This is a genomic window from Streptococcus sp. NLN76, from assembly GCF_015686645.1.
In the GTDB taxonomy this organism is placed as follows: Bacteria; Bacillota; Bacilli; order Lactobacillales; family Streptococcaceae; genus Streptococcus.
In genome coordinates, this window is the sequence record NZ_JADPMS010000015.1 from 22,818 (window position 1) to 39,213 (window position 16,396).

The window sequence follows — 16,396 nt, forward strand, 5'->3', positions numbered from 1 at the left end:
ACACGGACAGTAGGAATCGAACCTACACTGAAAGTTTTGGAGACCTCCGTTCTTACCATTAAACTATGTCCGTAAAACAAAAAGCAGCGACCTAAATCACTGCTTTCATCCACCTTTTTGCTTGTAATAAAATTAGAAAGGAGACTCATGTTTGAATCACAAATGGTACGCTTGACTGAGTAGTTAGTGGATTTCAATTATCGAGGACCTCGTTGCCATTCGCAATAATTGATACTACTAGTTTAGCAGTTAAAAAGTATCATTTGTTAACATCAGTATCATTCTTTAACAAATTACGAACCGCTTTATCTCTTGCACGTTGTATAGTTGCATGACTGGCATTAAGTTCCATCTTAACCTCACTCCATGAATAACCATTAACGTATAACAGTCTCAAGACAATGTTTTCCATAGGGTCATCTAATGATTCGATCATCTGAACCAATTCTCTTCTTTCTGCAAGGAGAGATTCGATCTCATCGTACAACTCCCTAGTTCTATCGATAATCAAGATATTCAAATCCTCAGACTTATTATTCAGACTTCCACCTTTGGGTTCGTCAGAATACTGCTGCGATTTTAAAATTCCAGAATGAAGGCTCACAATCTCTTGTCGCTTGGACTTGACCTTACTATCGATATACTTCAGCGATGCTAATCGTTTTCGAATATCCGTCATAAATTAACCTTACCTCCACACCTCTTACACTTAGCATACCAAGCGCCCTCATGATCACGTTCCAACTTTAGGACGTGACCTTTTAATTTACAGATTAGATATTTGAACATTAGTTACCTCCAATCAATCCTAACTCCAATAGCTTATTTGCAATATCCCTGGCATAATGATCAACAGTCTTTTCGCTTAGCAGACTGTACTTGCCATAGAGTTTAGTAAAGAATTTGACAGTATACTCAAAATTTTTCAGCTCATTCACCCGTACGGAAATAAATTTATATTTCGTACTTGGTCGTGACAGGCAGACAGTTGTATAAGTATTGTTCGTATAAACTTTATCACCCCACATTGTGAGGACTTGTCTATTCTTTCCGCCAGGGAACTTGGTACTCTTTTTGATGTTAACCATCTCCCGCCTCCCTGTTCGCACACAGCTTGCATTTTTTAAAAGCAGTAAACCAGTGAAAGTCGTTGTCAGTCTCATAAATCAGTTTATTGCAACGAGTGCAGTGGTGTTCACGTTCAGCCATCACTCCACCTCTTCCACTTCAAACATCGGGTTATCAAACACACCTTCAAAGCCAGCTTCGATTAGTTCTTGTTTGGTGAATTTAAATGTATAACCAACTAGTGGTCTATCATTACCAAGGATTAAGTGACCAACACCTTCATTCTTAATTAGGTAGTTATATCCAGTAGCTAAATTTTTGACCTTAACCTTGTATAGCTTCTCCTTCTCAACCTCCACGGCTTGTGGACCGTAGGTGATGAGTGTTACAAAAGCGTGTTCGTTTTGTAAATCTACAGAAAACCAATCATCAATCTCTTCTGGGGTATGCATAAAATAATTACGAACATTCCAATGACTTCTTTTGTGATGTTCATACCAATCCATCACCGCCTGTGGAATTTTTGGTTTTTGTAATACTTTCAAGTATTCTTCAAAAACCCATACCGCAAAACCACCATCTTCTGTCTCAAATCTATAACTTGAATCAGTAGTATCTAAGTGGTCAATCTTACCCTCAATCAGCACCTTATCACCGACTTTGTATTTTAGTTTTTCTGTCATGTTACCTCCCAAAAATTGTTATCATATCGTTTCTCCAAGCGTGTGACCCATCACACTTCTTGTAATCTATACCATACTGATACAGATACCAATTTACACCACTGACTGATATTCCAAGAATTTTAGCAATTTCATACTTTGTCTTCTGGTTAGCAGCTAATTCCATAACCTGCTCTAGTCTTGATTCAGCATTATACCTTACAGCTTGAACTTCAAAACGTTTGTTCTTGACGGCACTAACTGACCTACCCAAAATATCAGCCTGTTCTTTTATCGTAAGAGTGTTAACCGTTTTCTTTAAAAAGTCTACCTCTTTATCTGACCATCCACGAACATGCTTCTTTGTAATACCAGCTTTATTTCTACGAAAGTAATATGCTCGTTTACTTACACCCAGATGTTCCAAAACATCTTCAACCTTACTATCTTCTGGTTGATTATTAAAGTGACGAACATATTCTAACTCATCTTGTGTGATTCGCTTACCACCGATAAAAACTTCCCCCTTTCCTGCGTTGCATACAAATACGCCTTGCCATTTTTACGGTTGATGTAGTACCGCATTTGTCCGTCTTGGCTTTCGTAAATGTCCTGCACTTCTCCAAAGTGAATGTTTGGCTTGATGTTTATTTTGGTACAGGTTGCGATGATTTTATCCACCTGCACGGTTCTTCACCTCAACACGCTCCTTGATTTCATCTGGCATATCCGCACCTAAGACGGACTCATCATAGATTTCTTTCTTCACCAAGAAATTTCCGTATCCTGCAATCGTCAGCGTGTACTTGCCGTCCTTTTCCTTCTTGTCAATGACCTTGCCAATCGTTAGTCCAGTATAAACTTGTCTAAGCTGTACCTGGCTCATTTCCAAGCGGTTCACTTTCTGCTCTAGTTCGTGTAACTGGACCCCAAAATGAAGCATAATCACAAAGATGAATACCGTCAGACCCCAGACACCGAACAAAGCAGTCTCTAAAATTCCTTTTTCTCGTTCAGTCATTCACTTCTCCTTTCAGATGATTTTTCAACCGCTTCACGGTTCAACCAAATTGTGTATCCTGTTTCCGTTTGAAAAAGGATAAGAGTTTCATCGATGGTTGCAACTGTGCCTCTGAGATTGATTTTGTCGCCTGCTTTTAAATTTCCAGAGATGGAAAGCGATTTGCCTGAATAGCCTAAAAGATAACCAACTGGAACCCCGAAATAGTCGGCAAGTGCTTGAGCCTTGTCGGGTTTGATTTGTCTTTCATCGTTTTCCCAACGTAATATAGTTATTTTAGAAACGCCAATAATGTCCGCTAACTCTTTCTGGGTTAGCTTTTTTTCTGTTCTTAATTCTTTCAACCTATTCATAACCAAACTCATCTTTCCGCTTGTAGCCATCCCTGGAATCAGACTGACTTATCAATCCCGCCGCCTCCATTTGCCAAACACGCTCCATAAACAATTTCCTGCGCTTCTTTTTCTCAAAAGCCGTTCGCTGGCGCTTGATTTCTAGCTCACGCTCTTCCGGCGTTCCAATTAGCACTTTCGATCCAGGTCTTCTACCTGAATAACCTTCGCGAAAAATATTCTCTTATTCTTCTATAACTTTGTTTGTCAACTTCTTCGTAGTCCTTAATTTATGAAGGGCATATCGTTTCAGCTCCTCTTTTGAAAATGTCGATATCATAGCAGCGATTACATAAACGGGCGGCAATACACCTCTTTTTCGTGATTGGTAGTAATTGGCCAAACAATTTGCGTCATAGTCACCTACAAGAAGTGTTTTCCAATCGATTTGATTTTTGTGGTTTCTTGGTGCCAATCGCTCAACTTCCTCATAAAATTGTTTAGTTATTTCATCCATCTAAACCTCCACCATCTTGAAATCGTAGACTGAGTGTTTATTCTTATCCATCCACTCCATGGCAGCAGAGCGATCAACGAAATATTTCGAATCTCGGTACTCACCTTGGAACCAGTATTCAACCACATAATGCTTTTTCAAATCTTCTTCTTTGACGAAAACGCCGTTGATCAATTTACCTTTTCGATCTTTGATTTCGTTGTAGGCGATTTCTAGGCACTCGCCTGGAGTAGTGTTGAAGGATTGGGCGATAGGTGTGAGCGCCCCCCTCGAAAATCTCAAAGCAGGAGCAGCTTCTCTCACTTCTTCAATTCTTGAACGTTGCATGGTATAAGCGAACGAACCTAACCACTGAATCCAATTCAGCAAATCTTTATCCTGTTGACTTAATTCAAAATCATCTCTCAAATTCTCCAACTGCATCTCAAGTCCAATCAAGACGACCTGAATGTCACCAATTGCATCTTTAATCAACGCTTCATCATTCTTAGCAATTCCCTCAAACAGTTCTCCTGTTTCTTCCATCAGTTTTAGAAACTGCTTGCTTGGTTCTGCCTTATCCAAACCACGGTCTATGAACCATTGTTCAACTTTATTTTTCAAACTCATATTCTAGTACTCCTATAAAACTTCTAGACCACTCAACTAGCACTAATGTGAATTTCAGATAATCAACTCCACTTTCTTCGATAAAATGATTCACTTCACCTTCAATAAATTCGGTGGTTTTACCTGAGAAAATTTTAATTTTGTTTTCCATTTACAATATCCAGCGCATCTTCAACAGAGCGGGCAACACCAGCTAACGCCCCTTGAGATTTCGCCCTTTCTAAAAATATTTTTTGTTCAGGTCTAACTCTACCTTTTAGATTTTTAACTTCTATGAAGAATATCTGTCCGTCAGACCTAAAACCAAACAAATCAGAAAATCCTTTCGGAAGTCCTGTATCAAACCAACGACCATCAGACATTCTGACTTTTCCAACATTAGCCCTAAAAACCAAATGACCAGCTTCGCTTAAAGCTACACGAATTTCATTCTGTATCTTTTGTTCTGATTTCATATCTCCCTCCAAAATGCTGTTACCGTTCTTGAATTTCAAACGGTCACAAGAAAAACCCCGTCATATCAAGCTTTTCAGACGTTTTTTCCGAAAAAGTTACCGTTACCATTAACTCTTCTCTTTATATATATTCTTTATATTTTATTTTTTTTATTTCAATAGAGTAGAACGGTAATACGGTAACAAAGTAACCCAAAACGTTGATATATAGGCGTTTACGTCTGTTACCGTTCTTGAATTTCAAACGGTCACAAGACGGTAAACGGTAACATATTATTTAAAGTAACAGACAGTAGTTTCTGAATATTCTTCATTCCCCCAAACAAAACCTGTATATCGTTTAGGGATATCCAAATCGGGGAAGAATTTACTTAAAGGTCTCATTCTCTTCTTTTTCCATTCATCAGGAATATTTTTAGCCAACTGATTTTCAAATTTTCTTTTAGTTAACTTGGTCACTCCCTCATCTCTACACCACTCCTGATACAACCACCATAAAAAGCGGCTGGGAAGGCAAGTTGAATTAAAGTGAGGAAACCATTCTTTGACAAAAGCCTTGACAGTATCGTTGGTCTCTTTGAACTCCTCCAAAGCTTCGTAAGAGGCCTTTGGTTCAATGAAACGATCAAAATTCATTTCGAGAGCTTTTTTCAACACATATTCTAGGACATCTTCACGATAAATGTACTTATCTTTAATATCCCAGTTATCTTCCTGACTAGAAAAAGTCTTTTTGAAAGGAATAATCGTAAATCTACGATAAGTACCATTAGTTTTATTTTTGAAACGAGGGAGTTCATTGGTCGACTGGATAACCGTCTTCTTAAATACAGTTGTATAAGGCTGTTTATTTTTTTCTTCAACTAACACAGGCTCTCCTGTGACAACCGAGTTGAAATTCGAAGACTCATCAACATAGACCCCGGCTTGGACGTCATCTCCAATAATAACGGTCTTTCCTTCAATCATGGATAAGGCAAAGCGCTCTGAAAACTGATTCAGTTTGAGACTAGCTATATTTTTCATCCCAACTAAATTTGTAATCAACTGTTGGACTGTCCCTTTACCATCATTTCCTTCCCCTACAAACCAAATGGATTTCCTGTAAGAGTAATTTCCATTCAAACTAGCAGAAATGACTTGCCACAGTAAGGTAACTAACTCTGTATCTCCACTCATCAAATCTAATAACCAATCATCAACATTCCAACCATTGATATCGGGAGATTCTGCAAAATGGTCATATTCCGTCCCAATCGTGGAAAAAGCCACGAAACGATGAGTGAATCCCAACAAAGTTTTTTCTTGCTTATCGTAGATACCGTTCTTAACTAAAATAAAACGTTTTGGATCTTTAAATTCACCAATCGAAAAATCACAGGAAAAACCTTCATAATGGTATGTCCGAGTTGTAGATGACAACATAAACAAAACATTCTTAGCCTTTGTCTCATTGAAATTAGGTTCTAATAATCGAATAACCCTGTAAGCAAAACTAGGATCTTTATGATAATAACCATGGTCTGGATCATAAATAGCTACCCGTTCATTGGGGAGATTAACAATGTATAAAATCTGTTCCATTCCCTCCGCTACTGCTAATTCCGTCAGACGGCTAGGCAGTTTTTCTTTCTTCTCTTTGGTTCCGTATTGGGTTTCTTGCCACTGAGCATTCTCCAACCATTCTTCGCGATAATCACGACAGGCTAATCGAATTTCACGCCAATCAGAAGGTTTTTCCAAAGCTGTTGGCAATACAGAAACATTCGAATACTCAGACTTTATTTTTTGAATATCAAGTGCCACCTCTTCTATCCAACTCCTTTCTTAACATGCTTTCAAACGTTCGATCCAATTCATCGTTTGGTAAAGGACTGGGAGTATAGTGATTGGCAATTTTAGCTAGAAGATAAGTAGCCTCCTCATCCACTCCGCGAAAGAGAAGGCCACCAACGAAACTAGCTAGAGCATCATTACGACCACCTTCATCACCAAAACCAAATACAATCTGTTCAAACAACTTTGCAGTCTTACTCGAAAATTCTCTTGGAGTATAATTCGTAGTAAACGATAGAGGAGTTCCTGCTGGTTTCTCTTTTTGTAATATCTCGACAATCTCTTGTGGAGCCACAGCCATATCTTCAACAGATAAATCCCATTCATACCTCCCTCTCATGTTATTACTAGGTGGCACCAAAACGTAGTTATTTGGATTCCCTTTGATGTCAATCCCTGGTCGAATCTTAATATCTTGAGAAATCTCTACCCCAGGCGGTTTTTTCAAGTATATGTGCCTTCCTCCACTTGGAGTTCTAGCAGACAATGTAGGAGGGATGTATTGAGCTAAGTCCCACTCTTTTAGAGAATCGAATCCATTCACATCTTCTTTTACATCAATATCAATGACAAAGAAATCAGTCGTTTTGATAGCAATATTTGCATCAGGCCTATCTCTCCAAAGTAAGCGAATTTCATGTTCTGAAAACGTCTTATCTTTATACTTGGTAATAGCCCGTTTACTTTTCTTATCAATGGGAACGACTGAGTATCCTAATCTTTGATAGTGAAGTGCATAATCAACCATTCCATTCATAAGCTTAGAACGGCAAATCTAAATCATCTGCGGGATTAGGTGTAGGAGCAGTAGTTGTCTGACTAGTATAAGCTGGTAGAGTCGATGGATTCATTTTCTTAACGTTCAAATTGTCATATGTAGTTCCATTGAATTCTGATTGTTCGTTTTTAACGATAACCTGCAAAGTTTTACCTTGAATCAACTCCAAAAAATGTTCAATGCTCTGGATTTCCATTCCCTCAGGAAGCTGAACAGCCTTAGAATAGCGTTGTAATGCCCATTGGGGATATTGCAAGGTTTCTTTATTGATCCAAATTTTGTCAAAAATGATATTGTTTCTAAATCTCTGCTGGAAATCGTCCCGGATTTTTAATCGGATATCTAAGAAATCTGTACCACCTTTCGATGCTGACTGTTCCGCACTATATACAAATACTTCATAGGTACCATCTTCGATAGATGCAAACTGATCTGCTTCCTTGTAATCAACTGAAAATAATGACATTTTTAATTCCTCCAAATATTTAATTCTTTTTGCTTATGCCATAGCCAGCCTGGAGCATAGCCATGGATAATTCTGAACGCCTTTAATTCGGCAAGGTTTTTACATCTTTTATACTGTTTTCCGTAACGTTCAACACGGTGAAAAACAATAGCTTCTGCTCTTGTGACTTCGACTGATTCACCACGGATATTGATGAATTCCATATCTTGATTTATTTTTTGAAGTTCTACATTGGATTGTGGACGTTCCAACTCCTCAATCTCTTTCTTCTTGACTACCTCATTTCCACAATAGGGACAATGGCCATCTTTTAATCGTTCTCTCCAAAATGTCGCAAAACATCTTTCACAAGTGACCGGAGATTTCTCAGACTCTTTCTTTTTCTTCTTGGTTCCGTCCAGAGTCCACTCACGATCATCATTTGGTAAACCATGCCTTAAATGGTTTCCTACGTGATCAATAAGAATAGCTCTCTTACCCTCACGAGGGTTTAAGGCTCTCATAGCGAATTGTAAGTATAAAGACAAAGAAGCTGTGGGACGAAGCATGATACAAACATCAACACCAGGCAGATCTATTCCTTCTGTAAAAAGATTCACGTTGACCATAATCATTAAACGACCTTCGCGAAAGGCACGCATTGCTCCCTCTCGTTCGTTTCTAGGCGTTTTACCCGAAACTACAGCAGATTTATAGCCGTGTTCAGAAAAACGCTTAGCGACCCTCTCAGCGTACTCTACGCTATGGGTATAGACGATAGCTTGCTTCCCTTTAGCTAAACGCTCATAATGATCAAGATAGTCACCATACTCTGTATTGAAATCTAGAGCGGCATCTACCGATCCGTTGGTAAATTCTCCCGAACGTTTCTTAAGTTTTGCCATATCAAGTAAATTCACTGAATAATAGTCAAATTCTGCAATATTCCCGTGTTTTTGTAACCACTGAATTGACTTTCCGACTACCAAATCATCTGCTAAATCATGAAACCCAGCTCCATCTAAACGGATGGGAGTGCCTGTGAAAAATAGTTGTATGGCTTTATCGAAAAACTTCAAGATGGTTTGATATTGCTTAGCTTTAATATGGTGAGCTTCATCAACCAGTATTAAATCCGGCGGTGGTAGACTTTCCAATTTCCTTACTAGGCTACCGACGGTTCCAATTACAACCTGAGATATATTCACTCCTCCTCGAATAAAGGTCTCTGCAACTTGCTCATTGATTTCTTTTCTATGACTAAAGAACAGAACTTGTTTTCCTTGGTCTGTTGCGCTTTTGGCTATATGGGCCATGACTACCGTCTTACCAGATCGAGGCGGTGATTGAACCATAATTTTTTTGTGTCCTTTTTTCATCGAATTAATGATATTACGGATCAGTTCCTTCTGATAGTTCCTGAGTGAATAACTCATCCACTTTACACCCCTTTCTATCGTCTAAACGATTTTTGGCATAAACGCTGTTTGAAGGTTGCAAAATGAAACCTCGGATCTCATCTCCATCTTCCGTTGTCTTTTTAACAAGTCTAGCGACTACATCGGTAAGTCCTAAAAAGTTATTTAGGATCTTAGCCCGAATATCTGGCATGGCCCTGTTGTAAATCATGCCATTTTCATCGGTCCATTGATCGCTGGTTTCCCAAGCGGTGAATACAATCCGCTTATCTAGTTGTTGGAGAGCACGCAAACTGTCTAAAATCGTAAAATCAACTCTCTGATAGTCAGCTTGACTAGGCACACGATGATTCTTCCCTTCCCTTCCTAAATTAGCCAGACATGCACGGAATAACTCAGATACATTATCGACAACAATCGTATCGTATGGTTGACTAGCACCGCTTAATAGTTCTTTGACTAGATTGAGCCATTCTTCCCAAATTTTATGCGTATCCACATCGGCAATATCAATGTTTTCACATCCCTTTAGAACCTTAGCGGATTTATCGATATTAATAACCAAGGTTTTTCCTGGGAGGTATTTCAGTGCTGAAGTTTTTCCAAATCCAGGATTTCCATAAATCAAAATACAGGCATCATGGTTTGTTAACTCTGTAGCTCTTGTAATTTTCATCGAATCACCAAACTTTCTGTCCGCTGAAGTGATACACCGTCAATGACAAGACCTTCTTTCATGTCTGCAAGCAACTCACGTTTATCCAGTTTGATTTCGGTTTTTTCTTTGAAATATTCATCTGGAATATCCTTTTCTGATTCAATCAGTAATGACTGAGCATTCTTTCGGATGTTAAAAGAGAATAATTCCGTTTTGAATTTGCGTTTGTCTGCTTTGATCATACTCTCAAACAAGATTGATTTGAGTTTCTTTTTCTTTTTCTCACGACTCTCTTTAAACTCCTTTAAGCGTTTAATTTCTTTATCAATACCATCAATCGCGACATCTTCTTCTAAAAGAACTTTAGCAATATTTTCAGCTTTCACCTCGATAGCATCATTAAGTTCTTTTAATCTAGACTCTAATAAATCTTCTTCTCCATCTTCGGGGATGTAATCACGCAAAAACTCATATTCAGCAACTAAACTGTACATATTCATTCTGTAATCTCCTTCAATAATTTATCGACTTTGTCAGATAGTTTCGATAACTTATCTCCATCTGTTTCTTTCCGTACGGCGTTCATGAGATGATCTATCAATTCCCAACGGATTGAGTTTTTAGAGTCCATCAAGTCTTTTTTCGCCATGTTTGTATTAAAATAATGTGAATAATCTACACCACCCGTTTCTGTGTAAATAGCCCGACCTGCCTTGACATCTTTCGAAACCACGGCTCTGGCAGTTGTCTCCTTGATCCCTAATTGTTTAGCTGCTTCAGCTCTAGAAACTTCTGGATTGTCTCTATAAAACTCTCTAATTCGTTCTGCATTATTCATATCTAACCCCCTAATACATCTCAATCACATTAGCTGGCTTAGCCATGGCAGCGCGGTCATAATCTACTTCAAGCATTCTGTAGTTCCGTTTGTACTCTTCCCGTTCCTGGTCGTATTTCTGCTCCAGGTCAAATTTAGCCTGTTCGTAAGCCTGAGCTTTGACTGCTGCAAGTTCAGCATCTCGTTTTCGCTTACGCTTCAAGCGTGCCGCTTTGATCATGAGATGAAGCGCAGATAATGATGCGACATTTAGTGCGAAAATAATTGATAAATTTTTAATTGTTTCTAGCATTGTTAACTCCTTAAATACCTGTTCTCATCCAATTTTTGCCGTACCATTCAATGACTGCATCTCTTGGAAATTTGTCTCGCTTGCAGTCAATTCTTGGAAAATCTTGGTGACTGTTGAATCGACTGTCAAATGTCGTCGTATCGTCCGTTCCAAGTAACATTCGAGCACACTGCTTCTTGTTTAATTCCATCGGAAAGCTGTACTTTTCATCTGCAGCAATTCTCATCACCTTCATTGTTCTATCCATCAGCCCAGCTTCAAACTGGTCCAACAGTTGATTCAAAAGCGTATCCATGGTAGAATCTCCTTATAATATTTTGTTGACGGCGCCAATTGTAGTTGGCGTCTTTTTTTATTTACTTAGCGAAATATGTCCAGACTAACATCTAACGCATCAGCAATCCGAACCATGTAACCCCAACTAAATGACTTCTGATATCCCCTTTTCAGGGCGTAAATCTGAGTTCTAGGGATTCCTGTAATTTTTGCCAATCTATATATAGACATTTCCCGCTCATTAATCACTTTTTCAATTGAATCCCACAAGTTTTTGTCTATATCTTGTGTTTTTTGTATCTTTGTATTCAATATAGTGTGTTTTTCCTTTCTAGGTGATATAATAGTTTTGAGTAGAAAACCTTTACACTCTTTTTACTCAAAATCTAACAGAAAGGAGAAGAAGTATGAAACCATATATTATTTGCTACGACTTAAACATTCCAAATCAAAAATATGAAGATTTATATAAGGCAATCGAGTCATTAGGCGCATATTGTAAACTTCAAAAATCCGTGTGGATTGTTAAAACATCTAAGGTACCTGTCCAAATATATGAAATTCTCGCAAAGGCTATTGATAAGAATGATGATATTTTCATAGCAGAATTGACAGACAATTACTATGGATGGGGTTCTAAAGATAACTGGGATTTTCTTGCTAATCACATTTTTTAGCAGGAAAACCGTAGTGTGACTTTTCTACTAGAGTTGCTTTTTGCAACTCTTTTTTATGCCCTCGTTGAATATGTAAAACTTTCCTATACTCTTCAACTGAATCATATTTCAGAGATTCCCAAAAAAATTTACGTTCATCAGCAATCATCTTTCGTAGGAAACTACATTCCGCCCTCAGCATTTCATTTTCTTTTTCTAATCTTTTCACCTCAGCCTCTTTTTTTACACAGGGGCTATTTTCATCAAGATTAATTCGTTTGTCACGCTTATTAAAAATCATCCATCACTACCTCCTATTCTTTTAAAGTCGTCCAGCTTTCACGAACGTTAAGTTTTTTAGACACTAGTAACTTAAAACTGTCGCTACCGTGACCTTTGAATCTTTCATCAATTGTCAAAGTTATATTCAGACTGCTCTTCTGAAGACGATTTATTAAACACCCTTCGATATTCAGAAACTACGATGGAAAGTGTGATAATTGGCTCATCATCAGCACTTAACTTAATAGAATCTTTTAAAACAAACGGAATTTTCACTCCGTTGATGAAAATTGAGTCGTTGTATTCCACTATCTTATTGCTTTTCATAACACCCTCCTATCGAATCTTAAAATCTTCAATCACACGAGCAATGAATCGATTTGCTTGTGGATTTCGTAGCTTACCATTCAAGATATTGGTCACATCTTGACGAACCATTCCGTACTGGACTGCCAGTGTTGTCATTGAAAGATTATTCTCTTTTAGATAGTCCAAAATCTTTTGACGCCCATCGTTTGTGTTAGGCATAGGCTTCCCCTCCTTTTCTGTTGGTACTAAAAAACGTTCCTATCGAATGGATAGAAACGTGGCGAATATTAGAATGAATGAGTAGCGAAAAAAAGCCCCTAGGTCTTGTAGGACTTAGAGGCTTTCTGTTGGCACTAATGTGCGAATTTTTCCAATACACCTAAATCTTACCACGTTTCTATTCCATTGTCAAAGAACAATGTAAGTGAAAAAGTTAGAAAAACACATAATTTCTTGACAATTTTAAATACATAATTTAAAATTAAATCATAGAAAAAACAACGTTTTAAACACTGATAAAACATTTAATAACACAGTTTGGCGACCGTCGGTATTTAGTTTTTATAATGTTTTTGACTTCGTTTTTTTCTAACTCAATCATCTTACAAAAATTATTTTAAATTATATACTTAATTTTGTCAACAAATTTTAACTAAATAATTTAAATATTTTTTGTCAATCTCGCTGAAAGGTTGATAAATCAATGTTCCCTACATTTGAAAGAATTAAAGACCTTGCAAAAAAACAAGGTCACTCTATAAATTCTTTAGAAGAAAAATTAGGTTACAGTCGAAATACACTCTATTCTTTAAAGAAGCAAAAAGCCAGCGCTGAACGCTTGCAAGAAATAGCTGATTATTTTGATGTATCCTTGGATTACCTCCTTGGTAGGACCGATAACCCTAATCTTGCTGACAACGATATTGGCTATACTCGTGAAGATTTACGAGAAATGGCTGTTAATGCAAAAACTTTTGATGGTAAACCTCTTACTGATGAGGACGTAGAGGCGATTACCAATATAATTGAAATCTATCTAAAAGGAAGATAGCTATGTTACTAGAAGAGCTAACTGAGTCACACGGTGTTTGCTTAGCATATTTTGATAATGACCTATGGCCACGACCAGGGATTTACATTGATAAAATTCAAGTCATCTTTGTTAATAAGTCACTGTCAGAAGATGCTAAGCGCCGAGTGATTTATCATGAATTAGGTCATTTAGATCATGACTCTAGTCAATACGAACGACGACATGAACAGTTTGAATTACAAGCAAATAAAACAATGATTCGCTATCTGATGGAAGACGCAATGTCACAATTAGATGATGTCAAAGATTTTAATTACATACAGTTCATGAAGTTAAATGATCTACATACCGTTGCCGATGAGGTTATGGTTGTTGATGAATACTATAGATTAGTTAAAGCTATGTAGGCAGAAGGAGATTGCTATGAATTTTGAAAAGTTAAAAGGATTTGCTAAATCCGCAACAGAGAAAACAATAGATGGTGTTTCAAAGGCCAATGAAATGCGTAAAAAGGCAAATAGTGAAACTACTTTTAAGCTCCCTGCACCAAATCAATTTACTAGCTCTCAAACTATTCGAAAAACAGTTGATGGTCACTACTACCTTGGTTTCTATTCCGAAACTCCTGAATTACTTGAATTCGTAACTTTTAGTTTCGCTGGTTCAAAAATATCTTCCAAAACCGTAACAACTGGAAAACAAGAAACCAAAGGAAGAACTGGCCGCACATTAATTGGCGCCGCAATTGGAGCTACAATCAATCCTGTTGGCACTGTAGTAGGTGGGATAGCTGGAGCAAGTGGTAAGAAAAAAGGAAACTCTAAGTCCACTTCTACTACTACAACTATCGAAAAGCCAGGGAAGGCTACAATCACCTTCCGCAATATCGAAACTCAAGAACTCAAAGAAATTAACACCAGATTAACCGAGGCTCAAGCAGATAACCTAAGAAACTTTCTTGGTATGTGGTGACACCACAGCCAGGATTAACCGACTACCCCTCACCAACGCCGAAGCAGAAAGTCAAGGGGGGGGGTGGGGGAGGGAATTTATTTAGGAAACAAATGATGAATAAAAAAATAATCGTGAGAAAATCGTGAGAAAATCGTGAGAAAACTCTTTACCCATTATGCCTAAATCGCATCATATCAGCTTTTTATAAAAAAATAATCGTGAGAAAATCGTGAGAAATATGAAAATTAATCTAAATTTTGAATTCCCAGAAGGGATTGATATGGAATATAAAAAAGCCAAAAATAGTATTCCCGACTCTCTATGGGAAACCTACTCAGCCTTTGCAAATACTACTGGTGGAGTTATTATATTAGGGGTTGACGAGAAAGCAAAACCTCCAATACAAGGCGTACAGAATGCTCAAAAAATGTACGATGATTTATTGAATCAATTTAATAATCCTCAGAAAATAAGTTGTAACCTAATCTCAGATAACGACATTTCTATTCTACGGACTAAAGAGGAGAAAAATCTGATTATTATAAATGTTCGAGAAGCTCCATATCAATCTAAACCCGTATATTTAAAAAACGATATACGTCAAACATATATACGTTTAGGAGAGGGCGATCGCCTGGCAACCCCTGCTCAACTTAAATATCTAATTACTATATCTCAAAATGATATTGATTCTGAAATCCTACCTAATTTTGATATCGATGATCTAAATCCAAAAACACTAATAAAATATCAAAAGCTTCTAGCAAAGCAAGACTCGAAATATGAAGATATAAATTTCGAAGAAATGTTGATATCTATCGGAGCTTACAAAAAAGATAGGAATGGGGATGGAAGTTATAAGTTGACAACTGGAGGACTGCTGTTCTTCGGTAGATATAACTCCATTGTTGACAGATTTCCTCATTTTCAACTTGACTATTTTGAAAAAGATAGTAGTCTCAATAGCAGATGGATTGACAGAGTATCAACTGGGGACGCTTCGTTCCCTGAGCTAAATATCTTTGAGTTCTTCACAATCGTTTTGGAAAAACTTTTTGCTACTACAAAAGATTCATTTGCACTAGATGAAAATCAGACTCGTATGCCATTTAAAAAAGATATAGAAGAGTCTCTCAGAGAGGCACTCGTAAACTCTCTTATGCATGCATATTATGATTCTGATTTCCCTATTAAAATTTCCGCATTTCCTGACTATTATGAATTTTATAATCCTGGAAATATGAGAGTTACAGTTGAAGAGTTCATTAAAGGAAATACTTCTAGCATCAGAAATCCTACCATCGCAACTTTTTTGAGAAGAATAGGAATTTCAGAAAAGGCAGGAAGTGGTGGACCTAAAATTTTTGATACAGCTACTAAATATCAATTAATGCTACCAGAAATATTTTCCGACTTTCGGTCAACAACTCTCAGAATATGGAAAGTTGATATAGAACATAACTTAAATAAACTACAAGAGCCTGATAAATCAATACTGAAGTTTATTATGAAAAACGGAAGCATTAAAACACAACAAATAAAAGAAGAACTAGGGCTAAAAGGTCAAGAATATTCATATAGAAATGCGCTTGATCGTCTCATTAGTAGCGAATATATCGAACGCAAAGGGAAAGGTCGTGGTACGCTGTATATCCTCAAGCAATCATCTCAAGAACAATATTATTTAATGAAACAGTTCTTAAAAGATATAGAAGATAGAATCTCTAGAAAATAAAATCTCCCCACACTTCCACCGCCAAGTTTTAGTGTGAGGAGTAACAATCGTATAGTAAAACCCTGCAGCTACTGCCGGACCTTTTACTGTACCCATGGATTTCAGTCAATATCTTGGACAGTTTTTGATAGAATTTTGTGCGTTCTAGGCGCCCCGTGGTTGCCTGGCCTCCTTTTTCTAGTTAGTATCTTTCAGAAACTAACTAGAAAAAAGAGGGTAAAT

The 16,396-nt window shown here is 37.4% G+C and carries 28 protein-coding genes, 1 tRNA gene and 1 pseudogene; 5 read left to right on the forward strand and 25 right to left on the reverse strand.

Annotation, left to right across the window (positions count from 1 at the left end; genetic code table 11):
- Position 1 precedes the first annotated feature (1 nt).
- From I1A59_RS04215 to I1A59_RS04320, 22 genes and pseudogenes are all read right to left on the reverse strand, one after another.
- Positions 2-73 (reverse strand) — tRNA-Trp (locus I1A59_RS04215).
- A gap of 186 nt (positions 74-259) precedes the next feature.
- Positions 260-679 carry a DUF1492 domain-containing protein gene (locus I1A59_RS04220; protein ID WP_196091567.1) on the reverse strand — a complete coding sequence of 140 codons (420 nt, stop codon included), beginning with the start codon at positions 677-679 and terminating at the stop codon, positions 260-262.
- 109 nt (positions 680-788) lie between these two features.
- A complete protein-coding gene (locus I1A59_RS04225) occupies positions 789-1,088 on the reverse strand; it encodes a hypothetical protein (RefSeq protein ID WP_196091568.1) in 300 nt (99 codons plus the stop codon).
- Between the two features lie 120 nt (positions 1,089-1,208).
- On the reverse strand, positions 1,209-1,751 hold the full coding sequence (locus I1A59_RS04230) for a DUF1642 domain-containing protein (protein ID WP_196091569.1): 543 nt from the start codon (positions 1,749-1,751) through the stop codon (positions 1,209-1,211).
- Between the two features lies 1 nt (position 1,752).
- Positions 1,753-2,157 (reverse strand): hypothetical protein, encoded by a 405-nt coding sequence (locus tag I1A59_RS04235; protein WP_196091570.1) that lies wholly within the window; start codon positions 2,155-2,157, stop codon positions 1,753-1,755.
- Positions 2,158-2,210: 53 nt separating this feature from the next.
- Positions 2,211-2,417, reverse strand: a complete 207-nt coding sequence (locus tag I1A59_RS04240; RefSeq protein ID WP_196091571.1) for a hypothetical protein — start codon at positions 2,415-2,417, stop codon at positions 2,211-2,213.
- Positions 2,404-2,751: a DUF1372 family protein gene (locus I1A59_RS04245; protein ID WP_196091572.1), complete on the reverse strand. Its 348-nt coding sequence runs from the start codon at positions 2,749-2,751 to the stop codon at positions 2,404-2,406. Before I1A59_RS04245 ends, I1A59_RS04240 begins: the two co-directional genes overlap by 14 nt.
- A 170-nt stretch (positions 2,752-2,921) precedes the next feature.
- Positions 2,922-3,104 (reverse strand): annotated as a pseudogene (locus I1A59_RS09600) (helix-turn-helix transcriptional regulator); the annotation flags it as partial.
- A complete protein-coding gene (locus I1A59_RS04255; protein ID WP_196091574.1) occupies positions 3,097-3,279 on the reverse strand; it encodes a hypothetical protein in 183 nt (60 codons plus the stop codon). The gene I1A59_RS04255 and the pseudogene I1A59_RS09600, both read right to left, overlap by 8 nt.
- Positions 3,280-3,327: 48 nt before the next feature.
- Complete coding sequence (locus tag I1A59_RS04260; RefSeq protein ID WP_196091575.1) at positions 3,328-3,600, reverse strand: hypothetical protein; 273 nt, start codon at positions 3,598-3,600, stop codon at positions 3,328-3,330.
- Positions 3,601-4,209 carry a MazG-like family protein gene (locus tag I1A59_RS04265; RefSeq protein ID WP_196091576.1) on the reverse strand — a complete coding sequence of 203 codons (609 nt, stop codon included), beginning with the start codon at positions 4,207-4,209 and terminating at the stop codon, positions 3,601-3,603.
- Complete coding sequence (locus tag I1A59_RS04270; protein WP_196091577.1) at positions 4,193-4,360, reverse strand: hypothetical protein; 168 nt, start codon at positions 4,358-4,360, stop codon at positions 4,193-4,195. Before I1A59_RS04270 ends, I1A59_RS04265 begins: the two co-directional genes overlap by 17 nt.
- The gene (locus tag I1A59_RS04275; RefSeq protein ID WP_196091578.1) at positions 4,344-4,664 is read right to left on the reverse strand and encodes a VRR-NUC domain-containing protein; all 321 of its coding nucleotides are present in this window, start codon (positions 4,662-4,664) and stop codon (positions 4,344-4,346) included. The genes I1A59_RS04270 and I1A59_RS04275 overlap by 17 nt, the downstream gene beginning before the upstream one ends.
- A gap of 273 nt (positions 4,665-4,937) precedes the next feature.
- Positions 4,938-6,470, reverse strand: a complete 1,533-nt coding sequence (locus I1A59_RS04280; protein ID WP_196091579.1) for a DNA primase family protein — start codon at positions 6,468-6,470, stop codon at positions 4,938-4,940.
- A complete protein-coding gene (locus I1A59_RS04285) occupies positions 6,460-7,257 on the reverse strand; it encodes a bifunctional DNA primase/polymerase (RefSeq protein ID WP_196091580.1) in 798 nt (265 codons plus the stop codon). The genes I1A59_RS04280 and I1A59_RS04285 overlap by 11 nt, the downstream gene beginning before the upstream one ends.
- 4 nt (positions 7,258-7,261) lie before the next feature.
- The gene (locus I1A59_RS04290; protein WP_196091581.1) at positions 7,262-7,744 is read right to left on the reverse strand and encodes a DUF669 domain-containing protein; all 483 of its coding nucleotides are present in this window, start codon (positions 7,742-7,744) and stop codon (positions 7,262-7,264) included.
- A 2-nt stretch (positions 7,745-7,746) separates the two neighbouring features.
- Positions 7,747-9,159: a DEAD/DEAH box helicase gene (locus I1A59_RS04295; protein WP_196091582.1), complete on the reverse strand. Its 1,413-nt coding sequence runs from the start codon at positions 9,157-9,159 to the stop codon at positions 7,747-7,749.
- Positions 9,116-9,817, reverse strand: a complete 702-nt coding sequence (locus I1A59_RS04300; RefSeq protein WP_196091583.1) for an AAA family ATPase — start codon at positions 9,815-9,817, stop codon at positions 9,116-9,118. The genes I1A59_RS04295 and I1A59_RS04300 overlap by 44 nt, the downstream gene beginning before the upstream one ends.
- On the reverse strand, positions 9,814-10,299 hold the full coding sequence (locus I1A59_RS04305) for a siphovirus Gp157 family protein (RefSeq protein WP_196091584.1): 486 nt from the start codon (positions 10,297-10,299) through the stop codon (positions 9,814-9,816). The genes I1A59_RS04300 and I1A59_RS04305 overlap by 4 nt, the downstream gene beginning before the upstream one ends.
- Positions 10,296-10,637 (reverse strand): hypothetical protein, encoded by a 342-nt coding sequence (locus I1A59_RS04310; protein ID WP_196091585.1) that lies wholly within the window; start codon positions 10,635-10,637, stop codon positions 10,296-10,298. Before I1A59_RS04310 ends, I1A59_RS04305 begins: the two co-directional genes overlap by 4 nt.
- A 10-nt stretch (positions 10,638-10,647) precedes the next feature.
- Positions 10,648-10,929 (reverse strand): hypothetical protein, encoded by a 282-nt coding sequence (locus I1A59_RS04315; RefSeq protein WP_196091586.1) that lies wholly within the window; start codon positions 10,927-10,929, stop codon positions 10,648-10,650.
- 10 nt (positions 10,930-10,939) lie between these two features.
- On the reverse strand, positions 10,940-11,224 hold the full coding sequence (locus tag I1A59_RS04320; RefSeq protein WP_196091587.1) for a DNA-binding protein: 285 nt from the start codon (positions 11,222-11,224) through the stop codon (positions 10,940-10,942).
- Between the two features lie 388 nt (positions 11,225-11,612).
- Between I1A59_RS04320 and cas2 the strand changes: the two genes are divergently transcribed.
- Positions 11,613-11,882, forward strand: coding sequence for a CRISPR-associated endonuclease Cas2 (gene cas2, locus I1A59_RS04330; RefSeq protein ID WP_196091589.1), 270 nt, complete (start codon positions 11,613-11,615; stop codon positions 11,880-11,882).
- On the opposite strand, the gene I1A59_RS04335 is transcribed toward cas2, so the two are convergent.
- From I1A59_RS04335 to I1A59_RS04345, 3 genes are all read right to left on the reverse strand, one after another.
- Entirely contained in the window at positions 11,866-12,162 is a 297-nt protein-coding gene (locus I1A59_RS04335; RefSeq protein WP_196091590.1) for a hypothetical protein, read from the reverse strand. The genes cas2 and I1A59_RS04335 overlap by 17 nt on opposite strands.
- A 107-nt stretch (positions 12,163-12,269) precedes the next feature.
- Entirely contained in the window at positions 12,270-12,470 is a 201-nt protein-coding gene (locus tag I1A59_RS04340; RefSeq protein WP_196091591.1) for a hypothetical protein, read from the reverse strand.
- 9 nt (positions 12,471-12,479) lie between these two features.
- A complete protein-coding gene (locus tag I1A59_RS04345) occupies positions 12,480-12,671 on the reverse strand; it encodes a hypothetical protein (protein ID WP_196091592.1) in 192 nt (63 codons plus the stop codon).
- Positions 12,672-13,155: 484 nt separating this feature from the next.
- On the opposite strand from I1A59_RS04345, the gene I1A59_RS04350 reads away from it, so the two are divergent.
- The 4 genes from I1A59_RS04350 to I1A59_RS04365 all read left to right on the forward strand — a co-directional run bounded on the left by I1A59_RS04350 (position 13,156) and on the right by I1A59_RS04365 (position 16,174).
- Entirely contained in the window at positions 13,156-13,503 is a 348-nt protein-coding gene (locus I1A59_RS04350) for a helix-turn-helix transcriptional regulator (RefSeq protein ID WP_196091593.1), read from the forward strand.
- 2 nt (positions 13,504-13,505) lie between these two features.
- Positions 13,506-13,892 carry an ImmA/IrrE family metallo-endopeptidase gene (locus I1A59_RS04355; protein ID WP_196091594.1) on the forward strand — a complete coding sequence of 129 codons (387 nt, stop codon included), beginning with the start codon at positions 13,506-13,508 and terminating at the stop codon, positions 13,890-13,892.
- A gap of 16 nt (positions 13,893-13,908) precedes the next feature.
- On the forward strand, positions 13,909-14,457 hold the full coding sequence (locus I1A59_RS04360) for a hypothetical protein (RefSeq protein WP_196091595.1): 549 nt from the start codon (positions 13,909-13,911) through the stop codon (positions 14,455-14,457).
- 220 nt (positions 14,458-14,677) lie between these two features.
- On the forward strand, positions 14,678-16,174 hold the full coding sequence (locus I1A59_RS04365; RefSeq protein WP_196091596.1) for an RNA-binding domain-containing protein: 1,497 nt from the start codon (positions 14,678-14,680) through the stop codon (positions 16,172-16,174).
- Positions 16,175-16,396: the final 222 nt, after the last annotated feature.